This is a genomic window from Clostridiales bacterium (assembly GCA_030016385.1).
Lineage (GTDB): Bacteria > Bacillota > Clostridia > Clostridiales > Oxobacteraceae > JASEJN01.
Window position 1 is genome coordinate 1 of the sequence record JASEJN010000033.1, and the last position, 16,963, is coordinate 16,963.

The following is a 16,963-nucleotide window of genomic DNA, read 5'->3' on the forward strand; positions in this document are numbered from 1 at the left end:
GGTGGAAGCCTGCAGGAGAGGGCTTAAGGTAAAATTCTTCAGGACTGCTGCACTGGTAAACAGGCTTAGTGAAGCAAGAAAAGGAGGCGAACTTTCAAAGTTTCTAAAAAAGTTAAGTGAAGTTGATTTGCTAATATGCGATGAATGGGGATATGTCCCTCTTGAGCGTGAGGGGGCACAGCTTTTGTTTCAAGTTATATCTGACTGTTATGAGCAAAGGAGTGTAATTATTACCACCAATCTGGAGTTCAGCCGTTGGGTAGGAATCTTCTATGATGAGCAGATGACTGCAGCCATAATTGATCGCCTTGTACATCATAGTTATTTACTGGTCTTTGACAGGCCAAGTTATCGTCTGCAAAATTCTCTGCTAAAGCAATCAAGTTGACATAAGAATTCCCCACCAGTGCCTGGGGAAAAACCTTTGCAAAAGTGAGGAATTTGCTATTGCAAAAAACACCCTAAAGCCATAAGGCAACTTATATTCAAGATAAGGCGCCGGATTGAGACTTCAGCTTCACAACTTACACAGCAACTCAATATAGAAAAAGTGATGGCAAAATCATATTGGGGCCTTGTAACAAGGATAAAAACCAAGCTGTTGGCCTACAACCTTTGTTATTACATCAATAAGCTTATAGGCCGAGATATTAATGTATCAAGGATCAAAGAATTAATCTTTGGATAATTAATCCATACAATTACTCTTATCAGGGAAACTATATCCATAGATATTGGTATAATATTCCTTTTACCAGTAATTTGTCAGGTAGCACAATAGATTAAGTTAACATATTATTTTATTACTTACCTATTCTATGCTTTTTCATAAATTCCATATAACGTTGCCAGTCATAACGGCTATGGAAATGTTTACCATAACGCATATGGAATCCAATGGTTCCATCATTAAATATATCACCCACCTGAGGTAATCTATCAGGATGCACAAAACCTTCTTTTCCAAGTAATTTATATACTTCGTCTGCCGCTACATAAGATAAATACTGCTTATTCGGATCAGCCCATATGTCCTCTACAGCTGCTCCTCCACTAACAAAACGGGGTGCTATCGCTGCTAAAAGAAAATGTTGATCAAATGGCATTATATCTTCATGTCTTGCGTATTTCTTATATTTTGGGCAGAACCAGAATGGGAAACTATTAGTAATTTGTTCTACCCGTTCTCCTTCTTTCTCTCTTGTGATGGCATCACCAGAACAGCCAGAATCATTTGAAAATGAGAACGCAAAGCGCTCATCATAAGCTGCGGCAATTAAAGCAGTTTTGCCGAGACGTGAGTGTCCCATTACAGCTATATTCTTTTGGTCTATATCGTTTCTTGTCTCAAGATAATCAACAACACGGGAAGCAGCCCATGCCCACATCATTAATTTTCCAGTATCATTAGATGTACGATCACCTTTTTTCTTTAATAAGCCTGCAAGTCCTCCAATAAAGTGATCTTCTCGATCTGCGGCTACATCATTATAACAGAATGTAGCAATTGCAAATCCTTCATCTGTGATTTCTTCAATCGGTAAATATCTATCTGGTAAATCTGGACGAAAAGCAATATATACAATCATCATAGGCTTTTTTACAAACTTAGGGACAAAAATATTGACCGGAAACGAAAATATTTTATTTCCCATATCAGCAGACAGTATCAGATGCTGTTCTATTATTTTACCGGCGTAAGCAATTTCATTTATGCTGTTCAGCATAGCCGTTACTTTAAAAGGCTTGGGTGGACGCAATCCATATTCTTCTTCACATAATATATCAAGTATTTCCTTACGTCTTTTTTGCCAATCTTCCGCAGATGTAACAAGTGAACCGTCGTTAAATTTTAATAGTTTTGGCAACTGAAGGGAATCTACCATTTCTTGCAACATGTTAAGCCATCTCCTTGTTAAAATTAATATTGTATTAAACAGTGAATTAAATCATTGTTTAGCATACATAATTAATAGTTAACCATAATAAATCAAACCTGATTCTTATCTAAGCATCAAGCACATCATTGTTATTGTCACCGCAATTATCAAAAACCTATATTATATTTTAAATATTAAATTACTATTTTAAATATTACTTTTAATTAGTTACTTTTCAATTTAATAATTTCATATATTCGATAAAATTTATTAAAGCATAAGTAAAAAGCCCCAAAGCGATAAACGCTTCGAGGCTTTTCAGTATGGAGGCGACACCCAGATTCGGACTGGGGTTAAAGGTTTTGCAGACCTCTGCCTTACCACTTGGCTATGTCGCCATATTCTGGAGCGGAAGACGGGACTCGAACCCGCGACGTTCACCATGGCAAGGTGACGCTCTACCAACTGAGCCACTCCCGCATAGACTGGTGGCCAGAGACGGAATCGAACCATCGACACGAGGATTTTCAGTCCTCTGCTCTACCGACTGAGCTATCTGGCCAACTGGCGACCAAGAAGGGGATCGAACCCTCGACCTTCGGCGTGACAGGCCGACACTCTAACCAGCTGAGCTACTTGGCCACATATGGTGGGAACAACAGGGCTCGAACCTGTGACCCCCTGCTTGTAAGGCAGGTGCTCTCCCAGCTGAGCTATGCTCCCCCATGTCGCTCTTTTTTCCCGGCGACATGATTTAGTATATAATATTTATTAATTTGTGTCAACACCTTTTTTGCCTTTGATCCACCGAACCATAAGTTTACGATATTGACTCAGTACATTCTGCATGCGTAACGCACAGCAAAAATAAATCCCGGAAATTTTCCGGGATTTACTGGCTTATCTATTCAGCTTTTGGAACAATCTTTACATTTGCTGCCTGAGGGCCCTTTTCACCTTCGACTATATCGAATTCTACATCTGCTCCCTCTTCAAGGGTTTTGAAACCATCCATTGTTATAGCTGAATAATGGACAAATACATCTTTTCCATCTTCTCTTTGTATAAATCCATACCCCTTCTCAGCATTAAACCATTTTACTTTACCTTTTTCCATTTAAGACACCCGGTTCTTTTTTTTATGCAGTCGACTAACCTGCACCCCCACATTAGCCTGTTATGCCAATGCTCGCACTAATTAACCTCTATATTGGCAAGCATAGCAAACCATTTAAATGTTATGACAAGAAAACCGGTTATTCGCCTTCCTTTCATTAATTCAAATAATATAACTTTTACTCAATACAGTTTAGCACAGTATATTTATTGTGTCAATTATTCATTTTTAAACTTTTTCAATTTATAATACGTGCTTGTGATGTTTTAAACTGTTCCTATATATTATTTAACTAAATCCTATATTTTATTTAAAACAATATTTATAACTTCAATTCGTAATTTGAGCTTAGGTTATTTTGAGCACTCATTCATCAGATTCAAGTTACGAATCTGATGAATAACTATAACTTTTTCAGTAAAAAAGTTATTCTTTCGGACCTTGGCAAAACATCATTAAAGCTGATGCCATCATATGACTTAATATACTTAAATCCGGCATCCTTTAATAACGCTCTTATCTCTTCCTCTTCATAAATCCTTTCTATATGAAATTCGTCAAACCTTCTATACAATTTATTTTCCTTCACAAAAAAGGTCAATGAAAACTCGACACATTTATCATTTAAAGTATTCTCCCATATATATACTATGTCATCTTCATTATATGTAAATATATTGTTTCCGATGATATTTTTCAATTTATAAGAAGAATTGATATCAAAAATAAATGCTCCATTTTCTTTTAAATGGTCAAAAACCCATTTGAATATTTTTCTCAGATCATTATCATCAGTAATATAATTCATGCTGTCACATAGGCAAAGTATTGTACCAAATCTGTCATGTATTTTTATATCCCTCATATCCTGATGGAGAAAATTGACTTTTGCGCCGCTGTCTAAAGCTTTATTGCTTGCAACTGCAAGCATATCCTCCGATATATCGAAAGCCGTAACATCATAGCCTTTTTTTGAAAGCAAGACAGACATGGCGCCGGTGCCGCAGGCCATTTCCAGGATATCTGTATGGTCTATCTTTAATCCTTCGATAGATCTTAAAACATAATCACACCATTTATTATAATCGACATCTTTCATCAATAAATCATAATAATATGCAAACGATGTATAGCGGCCTGCGTCATACATCACTGCTCCTTCTTGAGCCTGCTGTATATTTCTTTTAGAGCTGTTGAAGCTTTTTGCCTGCATAATATATCCGCCCTTCTGTCATACATTGTCTCCCCTATATTGATGATTATAAGCCTCTTCACAAGGCTTGGAAGGTAATTTACAGGTCCAACCTGCAGGCTGGAGCCTACGACGATCAGAAGATCGCTTTGCTGGCATAATCTCCATGCCTTATTAAAGCATTCAGGCAGGCTGTCGCCGAATAATATTACATCCGGCCTTATCATAGAACCGCATGTGCATAACGGCGGTATTTCGCCGCTGTTGACTTTCTCCTCCATTACGCTGAACGGATATGTTTTATTGCATTTGACACAATGGCCCGTTCTTATATGCCCATGAACCTCCATTATATTTTTGGAACCAGCTTCATAGTGGAGATTATCGATATTCTGGGTAATGACGCCGTCGATAAAGCCCTCTTCCTCCATTTTTGCGAGTATTCTATGGGCGTCATTTGGCTTTGCTCCCTTCATACCCGTAAGGATTTTAAAGCCCACTTTATAAAACTTTTCGGGGTTTCCATAAAGCACATCGGTGGATAACGCCTCCATAGGATCTATCTTTTCCCACAAGCCTGTCCCCGGGCTTCTAAAATCAGGTATGCCGCTTTCGGTGGATAAACCCGCTCCCGTTAAAACCATTGTCTTCTTGCTGGACATAATCATTTTTGCTATCTTATCGTAGATTATATCGGACACAATATCATCTCCTAAAATTATTGCCATTTTGCCTATATGTTTAATAATAATATCCATTATATGCAATCACACCAAAGACAAGCACCGTGACTCCTGCAATCAAGAGTACCAATCCGAAATTGATCTTTTTAAAGTATCTCTCCCACTCCTCTTTATGCTCAAAGGGCCTTTGCGTATCCGGAAACAAGAATGAAATCCCCGCGATAGCCATAATAGCGGAGCCGAAAAAAATATAAACCGAATATAAAACCACTAAAATATTTTTTCTTATAAGCAAGCTTGCAATCAGCGAAATTACTCCAAATATCATTGTTACAATTATTCCGACCATTATGGATTTTAAAACATCCTTTATGCATGTCACTATATACTCTAATATTTTCATATGCCTTTCATCCTGCTTTTTTTATAGGCCTTGTGCAAAATATATTCCATCAGCAAAGCCTTTATTTAATATTATTATACCAATTATTCCATTACGGTAAAAGACCCACATTACCATGTAGGTCTTTTGCCGCTTTTAAAGCATTCTTCTCTTCTTTCTTTATTTCTTCGCGTCATTATACCGCCGATTCTTCCTGTCTCACCGGATGTCAATCCGCTCCATCCGAATTTTTCAATTTTTTCCGACAGGCCGAGTTCCTTTGCTATCTCATATTTTATTTTCTCCCTCTCGGCCTCTTCATCTGTTAGTTTTTTATGAGAGTCCAATTTCGCTTTTATAACCTTTTTAAAGGGTGTCTTCTTTACTATCGAAGGATCCAAGAAGTCATAATATCGCATTTATCCTCCCCCCTTAAAAGTAGTATATTGCAAAATCGTATTCTTATTCAAATTTAATCACTCATGACTGGAATTAAGAGTATCCACACCCATATTTATAAAAATAATACCATGTATTATCGTATCCGGCTACATTAACCTGATCTTGAATAATACATGGCATCATTAATCTATACAATATGGCAGGCGACAAAGTGGTCTTTGCCAATTTCCCTGAACTCAGGCATCACTTCGCTGCATATTTTCTTTGCATACTTGCATCTTCCTCTAAACCTGCAGCCAGGAGCAGGATTTATCGGACTTGGCACGTCTCCTTCAAGCACTATCCTTTGCCTTTTTCTTTCGATATCGGGATCAGGAATAGGTATGGCAGACAACAATGCCTTTGTGTATGGATGCAAAGGGTTCTTGTACAGCTCTGCGCTGGATGCAAGTTCAACCATTGTTCCCAGATACATAACGGCTACCCTGTCGCTTATATGCTTTACCATAGAAAGGTCATGGGCGATAAACAAATAGGTAAGTCCCATATTTTTCTGCAAATTAATGAGCAGATTTACTATCTGGGCCTGTATCGAAACATCCAGCGCCGAAATAGGTTCATCGCATACTATAAATTCCGGCTCAACAGCGAATGCCCTTGCAATCCCTATCCTCTGCCTCTGGCCTCCCGAAAATTCATGTGGAAACCTATTTGCATGCTCTTTGTTTAATCCGACCAAATTCAAGAGCTCATTTATTCTCTCGGTTCTAGCTTTTCCGGTATAAAGATTATGGATGTCTATACCCTCGCCTATAATATCGCCGACAGTCATCCTCGGATTCAAAGAAGCATACGGATCCTGGAATATAATCTGTGCTTTCTTTGTAAAATCAACTTTCTGTTTTCTATCAAGCTTGTGGACATCCATTCCATCATATAACACTTCACCGCCTGTTGCGGAATACATACCTATAACAGTCCTTCCGGTAGTAGTTTTTCCGCATCCGGACTCTCCCACAAGCCCTAATGTTTCACCCTTTTTTATGACAAACGAAACATCATCTACAGCCTTCAAGATGGAATTTTTACCAACCTGAAAATATTTCTTCAAATGCTTAACTTCTACAAGTTTATTTTCCATCTAATACACCTCCTCTTCCCACAGGAATGTCAACTTTGGGTGCATATGGATGATGAAGCCAGCATTGGGTATTATGCGTATCGCTTATTTCTGTAACATCCGGAGGTATCTCCTTGCAAATAGGCATACAATAATTACACCTGGATGCAAACGGACATCCTTTAGGAGGCGCCAAAAGATCCGGAGGTGTTCCGTGTATTGCAACCAAATCTTCCTTTTTTACGGAATCCAACCTTGGAACAGATTTCAACAAAGCCCATGTATATGGATGCTGGGGATTGTAAAAAATATCATCGATAGTGCCTCTTTCCACGATTTGGCCTGCATACATTACAAGCACATTTTTAGCGATATCCGCTACGACACCTAAATCATGAGTTATCAGTATTATGGCAGTACCGAGCTTTTTCTGAAGTCCCTTCATCAAGTCGATTATCTGCGCCTGAATCGTGACATCCAACGCTGTCGTAGGTTCATCAGCGATCAACAACTTTGGATTGCATGCGAGAGCTATGGCGATCATCGCCCTCTGCCTCATTCCACCTGAAAACTGGTGTGGATATTCCCTTGCACGGCTCTCGGCATTTGGAATATCAACAAGTTTCAGCATCTTTACAGCCTCTTTAAGTGCTTCCCTTCTCGACATTCCATTGTGTATTATAAGACTTTCAGCTATCTGGTTGCCCACGCGCATGGTAGGGTTCAACGACGTCATCGGATCCTGAAATATCATACTCGCCTCGTATCCTCTGAACTGCTGCCATTCTTTTTCCGTAAATTTAAGAATATTCTTGCCATTAAAAATAATGTTGCTCCCTTCCTTTATCTCACCGGGAGGCACCTGTATAAGGCCCATTATAGATTTTGACGTTACAGTTTTCCCACATCCGGACTCTCCGACAATCGCAAGGGACTCGCCTTTCTGCAGCGTAAAGGATATTCCTCTTACGGATTGGACTTCTCCGGCATACGTATGATAAGAAACTCTTAAATTTTTAACTTCAAGCAAATTATCCATTTTCCATCCCCCCCTACTGACGAAGCCTTGGATCCAATGCATCCCTGAGTCCGTCACCAAGTAAATTAAATGAAAGCATTGTCAAGCTGATTGCTAAAGAAGGAATTAAAAGCTGATAAGGATAAAATCTGAAATTTGCCTGCCCTGAAGAAGCCATAGCGCCCCAACTCGTTTTCGGAGACTGGATGCCAAGGCCTATAAAGCTTAAAAATGCCTCACCGAAAATAAAAGATGGAATATCGAACGATACATACACGATTATAAGTCCAATCGTATTGGGTATCAGATGCTTCATAATGATCCTCATTGGATTCGCTCCCAAAGCCTGCGCCGCGAGGACGTATTCGGATTCCTTAAGCTGCATTATCTGCCCTCTTATTATACGGGCAATCCCTGTCCACCCGGTTATGCACAGTGCTATTATAAGCGCACCCATTCCCCTTCCAAGAACAAGGGAAACTAAAATAACCACTATCATGTAAGGAATGCTTACTATTATTTCGACGATCCTCATCATTATATCATCGACTAATCCGCCAAAATATCCAGAAATGCCTCCATACATACTACCTACCAGTATTTCGATGAGAGTTCCGACAATGCCGATCGTGATGGATACTCTTCCGGCCATCCAAGTCCTTGCGAACATATCCCTTCCAAGGTTGTCCGTCCCGAACCAGTGATCCCCAAAAGGCATCCTATTAGGTATTTGCATATTCTGAGCTCTATAAGAATACTTTGTCAAGTGCGGGCCTATAATACAAAGAAGTATTATCAATAAAAGCAAATACATAGAAAACGTGGCGACTTTGTTTTTCTTCAGCCTTCTCCATGCATCCTGCCAGAATGTTATATTCGGCCTTACGATAATATCCGCATCGGCATTTTCACAGCCTATTATCTTAAATTTATCCCTGTCTATATCAGTCATTGATAAGCCCACCTACCTCTTTCCGCCTGTTATTCTTATTCTTGGATCTATAAATATATATAGAATGTCCACAACAAGCAGTGAAACAATATATAAAAATGCAAAAAATATAGTCGTCGCCATAATAATCATATAATCCCTGTTTGTTATGCTATTCACATAATACTGGCCCAATCCCGGTATCGAAAACATCATTTCGATAACGAATGTCCCCGTTATGATACTCGCTATCTGAGGTCCAAGTATTGTAACTATCGGGAGTATGGCGTTCCTTATAATATGCTTCCATATGATTCCTATTCTTGGAACACCCTTCGACTTTGCAGTCAGTATATAATCCTGATTTATCACATCGAGCACAGATGTCCTCATATATCTTGCATATGTCGCTATGCTCACAAAGCTGAGGGCAATAGTTGGAAGTATTGTATATTTTAATCCTGCAAACCAAGAAGTACCTTTTGAATACCATCCCATCGTCGGGAAAATTCCCCCGAGGAAATACTGCATCAAAGCCGCGATTACAAAATTAGGTACTGATACGCCTATAATAGCGATAAATATAACAAAGTAATCCACCCATGTATTCCTTTTGAATGCAGCGAGTATTCCGAATATAAGCCCTATGACAAGGCCTACAAATACGGATTGAAGCCCCAGCCTTGCAGATGCGGGGAATCTTTCCTTGATCGCGTCATTGGCTCTAAGGCCCGGCGTATCCACTGATTCTCCGAGGTCTCCCTTTAAAATCTGTTTTAAATATTTTACATATCTTATGTGGATTGGCTTGTCTAATCCGTACTGAGCCATAATGTTTTTCTTTATCTGGGGCGGCAATTTCCTGAAAGATACTTCGATCGGGTTTCCAGGCAGTGTATTCATAAGAAAAAATGTTATGGTAATAACCACCCACATTGTAACAATCAGGTAACCTATCCTTTTTAGTAAATACTTAAACATATATTGACCCCCTTAAAAATACAGTAATAACAGGGTGCTTATAACACCCTGTTATTACCTAACATCAATTCTATTGCCTTCCCTGAGTGTAAGCCGTCTTAAGGTTGTAAATCGGCCCAAACAGCGGCAACTGAAGGTCTTTAACATAAGGATAGGAGAAGAAATTACTATCTTGATAGTACATCGGTGAAATCACCGCATCATCGATCAATAATTTCTGTTCGCACTGTTTGAATATATCAAGCCTCTTGGCATTGTCCTGTTCTTTTGATACCTGATCTATCAAAGCATCATAATCCTTGTTTTCGTATTTAGAAGAATTCGTTCCGCCAGGAGCAGCATTTGCAGATGTCCACATATCAAGGAACGTCATAGGATCGTTATAGTCGCCTATCCATCCCATCGCTGAAATCTGGAACTGTTCATTATCGACTCTCTGCTGGAATTGAGCAAAGTCTGTAACTGCATCCTGTTTGACTTCTTTTATTCCAAGATTTTTCTTCCACTGGTCTGCCAGGTAATCAAATGTATCTTTATCCAGCTGTGTAGTTCCTGAACTTAAGAATGTCACAGTGATCTTTGACGGATCGGTATCTTTTCCGAGAGCCTGCAGGCCCTTTGTCAAAAGCTGCTTCGGATCATCCTTTATATCCTTCAATTCTTCAGGAACCTTTGTCCTGTATTCATCATTACCTATAAGCAATCTGTTCGGCACCCATCCGTATGCAGGAGCGCCGGCTTTTTCAACATTTTTTACGAATGTATCTTTATCCCATGCAAGGGAGAACGCCATCCTTACATCCCTGTTTGTAAACAAATTTTCTTTATCCTTTGTATTAAAGAATATATAACTTGTTGCAGGTGTGAAACCGTATTGATACTGAAGCTTTTTCTCATCCGCAAGCTTCTTGTATTGGTCTTTATATTCACCAGTAGCGCCTGCAGCATCCAATTCTTTTGTATCGAATGATTTCATCCTGGCATTTCTGTCCTGGATGATAGGCAAATTGACTGTTTCAAGTTTTACCTTGGAAGCATCCCAGTATTGAGGATTCTTCTTCAAAACTACTCTAGTTCCTTTTGTCCACTCTGAAACCGTATACGGTCCGCAATAAACAAGCTTTGAAGGATCCTGGCCATAAGTTTCGCCTCCGGCTTCTACTATATCCTTCCTGAGTGGAAGCAGCCCCTGCATTCCTAACATCTTGTCGAAATAAGCAACAGGTTTCACAAGCTTAACTTCAAGTGTCTTATCATCTGTTGCCTTTATTCCTACCGCATCTGCACTGCCCTTTCCGGCATTAAAATCAGCGGCGCCGACTATCTTATCGGTGATCAGATATGAATAACCTGCTTTTGTAGCCGGGTCAAGCAGCCTCTTCCATGCATACTCATAATCGCCTGCGGTTACAGGTTTATTATCGGACCATTTGTAATCCCTCAAATGGAATGTCCATGTAAGCCCGTCAGGTGAAACATCCCAGCTCTCGGCACCTGCTTTTTCTATTATATCTTTCTCCCCGTCATTTGTAACCCTTATCAATCCTTCCTGTGTGTTAAGCTGTACCGTTGCAGAATAGACATCAGTAGTTTTTGATGAATCCAATGTCTTTATTTCAGTAACAAGCGGTACGTTCAGATGCTGGTCGGCATCGAGTTTTGCGCTGCCTTGGTCGCCAGACGGAGTTTTAGGCTTGTTGCAGCCTGTCAGAGCAACTGACGCAGCCATGACCAGTACAAGCAATAATGCCAGTACATTTTTCTTTCTCATATAATTTCCCCCTTATAAAAATATATATAATAAGTAACAATACTTATTATTCCTGTTTAAAATTGTTATATAATTTATATAATATAGTTATAAAATATAATTAAATTTTATATATGCCATAATGCAATTCAATTATAGAATCAAATCTGGCGGCACATATAATTTGCTTCTAAGACATGAATATTTTTTATAGTTTATTCATATTTTTGTATATTTTATGTCGTTTCCATTTATATTATGATTATATTATCACACCACAATTCATGTGTCAAATGGTAAATTAAAATCCGCAATAATAAAATTATAACTAATATTCAGAAATTGCATACACCGCTTCTATCAATATCGGATGCTATCTTCAAATTCATTTTACAACATATTGATGACATTTATTCATAATTTAAAATATCTGACGGACGATAATGCATAATTTTACCGACTATAAATACATTTGTACGCCTGAGGCAGATAAAAACGGTATTAAACTGCTTCGATTTCCCAAATTTTATGGTACTCATTGCGTCGTTTTAAAAATCACAGTATTAGCAGTTTTATATATTACGAATTTCAAATTACAAATAAAGGCAGGCTATAGGGCATATTTTATATTCTTCGAATGATAATACGCCAATCAGGCCATAAAAGTTGATACAATTCGATAAAATATTGATATAATAATTAAAAGAAATAATAAAAATATAAGCAGGTCATATTCAGACTATTTGAATTCCTCAAATATAAAATATGTGCCTGTACAAGGAGGTTTTTAAATGAAAAAATACAATGTCGCAGTTGTGGGAGCTACAGGTATGGTCGGCAGAAAAATGCTGCAGGTACTTCACGAAAGGGACTTCCCTATCAATAATTTATATTTATTTGCATCAAGTAAATCCGCCGGCACCATTTTAAAATATGGTGGGGCTGAATATAAAGTTGAAGAACTGACTGAAACATCTTTTGACAGGAGCATAGATATAGCGCTGTTTTCCGCAGGCGCTTCCACAAGTTTAAAATTTGCACCGATTGCCGCAAGGGCGGGTACGGTAGTCGTGGATAACAGCAGTGCATGGAGAATGGACGACTCGGTTCCTCTTGTAGTACCGGAGGTAAATCCCGAGGATGTAAAATGGAACAAGGGCATCATAGCGAACCCAAATTGTTCGACTATACAGGCTGTTGTTGCGCTTAAACCGCTCAACGACAAATATAAGATCAAAAGGATAGTTTATTCTACATACCAATCCGTATCGGGAGCAGGTATGGGAGGCTACATGGACCTTCTTAACGGATACAAAAATGAACCTCCAAAGAAATTTCCATATCCTATTGCCGGCAATTGCCTGCCGCATATAGATTCATTCCTTCCAAACGGTTATACCAAGGAAGAAATAAAAATGGTAAATGAAACGAGGAAAATACTCCATGATAGTTCGCTCAGGATAACGGCGACGACTGTCAGAGTCCCCGTATTTTATTGCCACTCTGAATCTATAAATGTGGAATTTAAAAATGATTTCGATATAGGCGATTTAAGAAAACTTCTTTCGAATTCGAAGGGACTGGTTGTTATAGACGACCCTTCAAAGAGCTGCTATCCTATGCCGGTATACTGCGCAGATAAGGATGAAGTCTTCGTCGGAAGGATAAGAAGGGATGAAAGCATAGAATACGGAATTAACATGTGGGTTGTTGCAGACAATGTCAGAAAGGGAGCTGCGACAAATGCTGTGCAGATCGCACAATTATTGATAAAATAATAAAAAGAAAGGATGGTTTAAATTGAGTTTATTTACAGGATCAGGTGTTGCGCTTATAACACCATTTACTCAGGATGGAGTGGATTTTAAAAAACTCGAGGAACTTCTTGAATGGCATGTCAAAGAAGGCACCGACGCCATCATCATCTGCGGTACGACCGGAGAAGCTTCGACGATGACATTGAAAGAGCGCAAAGATACTATAAAATTTACAATCGAGGTTATAAACAAAAGGATACCCGTTATAGCAGGCACGGGCTCGAATAATACGGCATCTGCCATAGAGATGAGCAAATGGGCCGATGAAGCCGGAGCAGACGGTTTGCTTGTAATAACGCCTTATTATAACAAGACTACTCAAAAAGGGTGTATCGAGCATTTCAAAGCAATTGCTAAAGAAGTTAAAAAGCCTATAATAATATACAATGTGCCATCGCGTACCGGGCTCAATATTTTACCTGAAACATTATATGAGCTTTCCAATGTCCCAAACATCTCGGGAGTCAAAGAGGCCAGCGGCAATATATCCCAGATTGCAGCCATAGCCGGGCTCTGCCGCGATAAGCTCGACATATATTCCGGAAACGACGACCAGATAATCCCCATACTTTCATTAGGGGGCAAAGGCGTGATATCCGTTTTGGCAAACATACTTCCAGGCGATACCCATAAGATGACTGCAAAATTCTTTGAAGGCGACTTAAAGGGAGCGCTGAAATTGCAGCTTGATATGTTCCCGCTAATCAAGGCATTATTTATTGAAACAAATCCTATCCCTGTCAAAGAGGCCATGAATCTCATGGGTATGAATGTAGGCAAGCTACGGCTTCCATTGGTTAATATGTCGCAGAAAAACCTTGAAGTGCTAAAAGACAAGATGAATGCCTATGGCATAAAAACACAGGAGTGATAGAATGATCAATATTCTTTTAAACGGCTGCAACGGCAGGATGGGACAGGTAATAACAAAGCTTTCAAATGAAGATTCCGAAATTAAAATAACTGCGGGAGCAGATATCTGCCCGGATAAAATAAAGAATAATTATCCTGTTTACCATGCATTGACTGATGTAAAGGAAGATGCTGATGTAATAATCGATTTTTCAAATATAAAAGCTCTGCCTCTCCTCCTTTCGTATGCAGTCGATAAAAAAAAGCCGGTGGTTATCTGCACGACGGGGCAGACAGCCAGGGATAAAGAACATATTGCAGATGCATCTGAAAAAACCGCCATATTGACATCTGCGAATATGTCCCTCGGAATAAACCTTTTGATGAATCTGGTAAAGACTGCCGCCTCCGCTCTCCAGGATAGCTTCGATATAGAAATAATTGAAATGCATCACAACCAGAAGGCAGATTCTCCAAGCGGCACCGCCCTGGCCATCGCCGATGCTATAACCAAATCCATATCGTCTCCTATGGAATATGTTTTTGGGAGGCATTCAAAAACACAAAAAAGGGCCAAACATGAAATAGGAATACATGCCATACGCGGAGGAAATATCATAGGGGAGCATTCGGTTTTATTCGCAGGCATGGGAGAGGTCATAGAAATAAAACATTCAGCCATATCAAGAGATGTATTTGGCATAGGAGCTATAAAAGCCGCAAAATATTTGTACAATAAGAAAACAGGGCTCTACAGCATGGATGATGTGATAAATAACAGGTAAAAGCCATTATATGGTACCCTGTTCAGGTAAAATCATCACTATGCTTTAATTCGATTCGTGATATGAAATCAGTATAAATAGAATTATGTTATTTGAGCAAGGTGTGTGAAATGAATTCAAATAGATTTATAAATAAAAAAGTTCAATCTATACAATTGTCGCCTATAAGAAAATTTTTTAATTTGGTATCGGAGGTGCCCGGAGCCATATCCTTGACGATCGGGCAGCCTGACTTCAATACGCCTGAAAGCATAAAAAGCGCAGGTATAAATGCCATCAGAAACAATTATACAAAATATACCCATAATCAGGGAAGAGAAGACCTGCGGCAGGAACTTGGCAAATATTTGAAAAGCCATTATAATATATGCTATGACTATGAAAAAGAGATAACCGTTACGGTAGGTTCCGGTGAAGCGATAGATGCCGTCATCAGGACTATTGTTGACGATAACGATGAAGTGCTCATCCCTTCACCAGGATATGTGGCATACGGCGCCTGCGTAACACTGGCGGGAGGAATTCCAGTATATGTGCCCCTGTATTTTGACGATTCGTTCAAGCTTAAGGCAGATATACTGGAAAAGTATATTACACGTAAAACAAAGGCCCTTATACTTTCTTACCCTTCAAATCCAACCGGTGCCACTATGGATATGGATGATCTGTCGGGAATAGCGGACATAGCAAAAAAATACGATCTTTTTGTGATATCCGATGAAATTTACAGCGAATTGACCTATGGAAAAAAGCATGTATCCATTGCCTCCATAAACGGAATGAAAGAAAGATCCGCGGTGATAAACGGGTTTTCCAAAGCTTATTCCATGACTGGCTGGAGGCTTGGATATGTAGCCGCCCCATCCCGTATCATGGAGCAGATAGTAAAGGTTCACCAGTATGACGTAACATGCGCACCATCCATAAGCCAGGCTGCCGGCATCGAAGCGTTAAAAAACGGGGATAAATATATATCCCTTATGGTCAGCGAATATGACAGAAGAAGGCAATATTGTTACAATCGGTTAAGGGCTATGGGCCTGCTGTGTTTTAACCCCGATGGCGCCTTCTATATCTTCCCTGAGATAAAAAAATACAACATGCCATCGGAAGAGTTCTGCCGGAGACTTCTTTATGAAAATAAGCTGGCGGTTGTTCCAGGTTCCGCATTTGGCATTTACGGGGAAGGCTATATAAGGATATCCTATGCTTACTCGATGGATGTGCTTGAAGAAGGCCTCGACCGTCTGGAAGAGTTTATAGAAAAATTAGAGTGAGGACATTTTTGCTGATTCAAAGACGAAAGGAGATATACATTGGATAAAGAATTGGAAAATAAAAAATATGATTTTACAAACCCTTATGACATAGCGAGATATATAAAGGATGCGAAAAAAGCTACCCCCGTCAAGGTGTACGTCGACGGCACCATAGGGAATTGCGACTTTAAGAATATTACGGCTTTCGGAAATGGCGCTTTCTGGATACTTTTTGGCGAGCTCAATGAATTGCAGTTATTTTTAAATGAACATAAGGATAAAATAAAAAAATATATAATAGACAGCGACAGGCGGAATTCTGCAATACCCCTTTTGGATATAAAGAATTTAGACGCCCGAATAGAACCCGGTGCGATAATAAGGGACAAAGTAAAGATAGGTAAAAATGCTGTAATCATGATGGGCGCCGTAATCAATATAGGCGCTGAAGTAGGCGCTGGGACAATGGTTGATATGAATGCGGTCGTAGGTGCCAGAGGAAAGATAGGTAAAAATGTACATTTAGGAGCTGGCGCAGTGATAGCCGGAGTACTGGAGCCCCCGAGCAGTACGCCGGTAACCATTGATGACGATGTCTTAATAGGTGCCAATGCAGTTGTGCTCGAGGGCATACACATAGGGCAGGGAGCTGTTGTTGCGGCAGGCGCTGTCGTAACCAAGGATGTAAAACCTTATACGGTAGTTGCAGGAGTACCTGCCAAAGTTATAAAATCCGTCGATGCCAAAACAAAGGACAAAACAAAATCAATGGATGATTTGAGAAAATAAAAGGC

The 16,963-nt window shown here is 39.5% G+C and carries 17 protein-coding genes, 5 tRNA genes and 1 pseudogene; 7 read left to right on the plus strand and 16 right to left on the minus strand.

Going from position 1 to position 16,963, the window contains the following annotated elements; genetic code table 11:
- Positions 1 to 388: ATP-binding protein (locus QME45_08855; protein MDI6618771.1), on the plus strand; the 388-nt coding region annotated here is incomplete at its 5' end.
- 72 nt (positions 389 to 460) lie between these two features.
- Positions 461 to 688 (plus strand): annotated as a pseudogene (locus QME45_08860) (IS982 family transposase).
- Between the two features lie 115 nt (positions 689 to 803).
- Here the strand turns inward: QME45_08860 and QME45_08865 are convergent.
- The 16 genes from QME45_08865 to QME45_08940 all read right to left on the minus strand — a co-directional run bounded on the left by QME45_08865 (position 804) and on the right by QME45_08940 (position 11,477).
- On the minus strand, positions 804 to 1,898 hold the full coding sequence (locus QME45_08865) for an alpha/beta hydrolase (protein ID MDI6618772.1): 1,095 nt from the start codon (positions 1,896 to 1,898) through the stop codon (positions 804 to 806).
- 306 nt (positions 1,899 to 2,204) lie between these two features.
- Positions 2,205 to 2,278, minus strand: a tRNA-Cys gene (locus tag QME45_08870).
- A 6-nt stretch (positions 2,279 to 2,284) separates the two neighbouring features.
- A tRNA-Gly gene (locus tag QME45_08875) sits at positions 2,285 to 2,360 on the minus strand.
- 6 nt (positions 2,361 to 2,366) lie between these two features.
- Positions 2,367 to 2,442 (minus strand) — tRNA-Phe (locus QME45_08880).
- Between the two features lie 3 nt (positions 2,443 to 2,445).
- A tRNA-Asp gene (locus tag QME45_08885) sits at positions 2,446 to 2,522 on the minus strand.
- A gap of 5 nt (positions 2,523 to 2,527) precedes the next feature.
- Positions 2,528 to 2,603 (minus strand) — tRNA-Val (locus QME45_08890).
- 181 nt (positions 2,604 to 2,784) lie between these two features.
- A complete protein-coding gene (locus QME45_08895) occupies positions 2,785 to 2,997 on the minus strand; it encodes a cold-shock protein (protein MDI6618773.1) in 213 nt (70 codons plus the stop codon).
- A gap of 403 nt (positions 2,998 to 3,400) precedes the next feature.
- Positions 3,401 to 4,147, minus strand: a complete 747-nt coding sequence (locus tag QME45_08900; GenBank protein MDI6618774.1) for a class I SAM-dependent methyltransferase — start codon at positions 4,145 to 4,147, stop codon at positions 3,401 to 3,403.
- On the minus strand, positions 4,147 to 4,890 hold the full coding sequence (locus tag QME45_08905; GenBank protein ID MDI6618775.1) for an NAD-dependent protein deacylase: 744 nt from the start codon (positions 4,888 to 4,890) through the stop codon (positions 4,147 to 4,149). The genes QME45_08900 and QME45_08905 overlap by 1 nt, the downstream gene beginning before the upstream one ends.
- Before the next feature lie 40 nt (positions 4,891 to 4,930).
- On the minus strand, positions 4,931 to 5,275 hold the full coding sequence (locus QME45_08910; protein ID MDI6618776.1) for a hypothetical protein: 345 nt from the start codon (positions 5,273 to 5,275) through the stop codon (positions 4,931 to 4,933).
- A 110-nt stretch (positions 5,276 to 5,385) separates the two neighbouring features.
- Positions 5,386 to 5,673: a small, acid-soluble spore protein, alpha/beta type gene (locus QME45_08915; protein MDI6618777.1), complete on the minus strand. Its 288-nt coding sequence runs from the start codon at positions 5,671 to 5,673 to the stop codon at positions 5,386 to 5,388.
- 170 nt (positions 5,674 to 5,843) lie between these two features.
- Positions 5,844 to 6,797 (minus strand): ATP-binding cassette domain-containing protein, encoded by a 954-nt coding sequence (locus QME45_08920; protein ID MDI6618778.1) that lies wholly within the window; start codon positions 6,795 to 6,797, stop codon positions 5,844 to 5,846.
- Complete coding sequence (locus QME45_08925; protein MDI6618779.1) at positions 6,787 to 7,815, minus strand: ABC transporter ATP-binding protein; 1,029 nt, start codon at positions 7,813 to 7,815, stop codon at positions 6,787 to 6,789. The genes QME45_08920 and QME45_08925 overlap by 11 nt, the downstream gene beginning before the upstream one ends.
- 13 nt (positions 7,816 to 7,828) lie before the next feature.
- Positions 7,829 to 8,746: an ABC transporter permease gene (locus QME45_08930; protein MDI6618780.1), complete on the minus strand. Its 918-nt coding sequence runs from the start codon at positions 8,744 to 8,746 to the stop codon at positions 7,829 to 7,831.
- A 12-nt stretch (positions 8,747 to 8,758) separates the two neighbouring features.
- Complete coding sequence (locus tag QME45_08935) at positions 8,759 to 9,706, minus strand: ABC transporter permease (protein ID MDI6618781.1); 948 nt, start codon at positions 9,704 to 9,706, stop codon at positions 8,759 to 8,761.
- 70 nt (positions 9,707 to 9,776) lie between these two features.
- On the minus strand, positions 9,777 to 11,477 hold the full coding sequence (locus tag QME45_08940; protein ID MDI6618782.1) for a peptide ABC transporter substrate-binding protein: 1,701 nt from the start codon (positions 11,475 to 11,477) through the stop codon (positions 9,777 to 9,779).
- 770 nt (positions 11,478 to 12,247) lie between these two features.
- Here QME45_08940 and QME45_08945 point away from each other — a divergent pair.
- From QME45_08945 to dapD, 5 genes are all read left to right on the plus strand, one after another.
- Positions 12,248 to 13,234, plus strand: a complete 987-nt coding sequence (locus QME45_08945; protein MDI6618783.1) for an aspartate-semialdehyde dehydrogenase — start codon at positions 12,248 to 12,250, stop codon at positions 13,232 to 13,234.
- 22 nt (positions 13,235 to 13,256) lie between these two features.
- On the plus strand, positions 13,257 to 14,144 hold the full coding sequence (gene dapA, locus QME45_08950; GenBank protein MDI6618784.1) for a 4-hydroxy-tetrahydrodipicolinate synthase: 888 nt from the start codon (positions 13,257 to 13,259) through the stop codon (positions 14,142 to 14,144).
- 4 nt (positions 14,145 to 14,148) lie between these two features.
- Positions 14,149 to 14,910: a 4-hydroxy-tetrahydrodipicolinate reductase gene (dapB, locus tag QME45_08955; GenBank protein ID MDI6618785.1), complete on the plus strand. Its 762-nt coding sequence runs from the start codon at positions 14,149 to 14,151 to the stop codon at positions 14,908 to 14,910.
- 110 nt (positions 14,911 to 15,020) lie between these two features.
- Positions 15,021 to 16,187, plus strand: coding sequence for an aminotransferase class I/II-fold pyridoxal phosphate-dependent enzyme (locus QME45_08960; GenBank protein MDI6618786.1), 1,167 nt, complete (start codon positions 15,021 to 15,023; stop codon positions 16,185 to 16,187).
- 39 nt (positions 16,188 to 16,226) lie between these two features.
- Entirely contained in the window at positions 16,227 to 16,958 is a 732-nt protein-coding gene (dapD, locus tag QME45_08965) for a 2,3,4,5-tetrahydropyridine-2,6-dicarboxylate N-acetyltransferase (protein MDI6618787.1), read from the plus strand.
- Positions 16,959 to 16,963: the final 5 nt, after the last annotated feature.

Bases quoted from the DNA above. Each gene is read 5' to 3' on its own strand.
- QME45_08865 (MDI6618772.1), bottom strand. From the start codon at position 1,898: ATGTTGCAAGAAATGGTAGATTCCCTTCAGTTGCCAAAACTATTAAAA.
- QME45_08895 (MDI6618773.1), bottom strand. From the start codon at position 2,997: ATGGAAAAAGGTAAAGTAAAATGGTTTAATGCTGAGAAGGGGTATGGA.
- QME45_08900 (MDI6618774.1), bottom strand. From the start codon at position 4,147: ATGTATGACGCAGGCCGCTATACATCGTTTGCATATTATTATGATTTA.
- QME45_08910 (MDI6618776.1), bottom strand. From the start codon at position 5,275: ATGAAAATATTAGAGTATATAGTGACATGCATAAAGGATGTTTTAAAA.
- QME45_08915 (MDI6618777.1), bottom strand. From the start codon at position 5,673: ATGCGATATTATGACTTCTTGGATCCTTCGATAGTAAAGAAGACACCC.
- QME45_08920 (MDI6618778.1), bottom strand. From the start codon at position 6,797: ATGGAAAATAAACTTGTAGAAGTTAAGCATTTGAAGAAATATTTTCAG.
- QME45_08925 (MDI6618779.1), bottom strand. From the start codon at position 7,815: ATGGATAATTTGCTTGAAGTTAAAAATTTAAGAGTTTCTTATCATACG.
- QME45_08930 (MDI6618780.1), bottom strand. From the start codon at position 8,746: ATGACTGATATAGACAGGGATAAATTTAAGATAATAGGCTGTGAAAAT.
- QME45_08935 (MDI6618781.1), bottom strand. From the start codon at position 9,706: ATGTTTAAGTATTTACTAAAAAGGATAGGTTACCTGATTGTTACAATG.
- QME45_08940 (MDI6618782.1), bottom strand. From the start codon at position 11,477: ATGAGAAAGAAAAATGTACTGGCATTATTGCTTGTACTGGTCATGGCT.
- QME45_08945 (MDI6618783.1), top strand. From the start codon at position 12,248: ATGAAAAAATACAATGTCGCAGTTGTGGGAGCTACAGGTATGGTCGGC.
- dapB (MDI6618785.1), top strand. From the start codon at position 14,149: ATGATCAATATTCTTTTAAACGGCTGCAACGGCAGGATGGGACAGGTA.
- QME45_08960 (MDI6618786.1), top strand. From the start codon at position 15,021: ATGAATTCAAATAGATTTATAAATAAAAAAGTTCAATCTATACAATTG.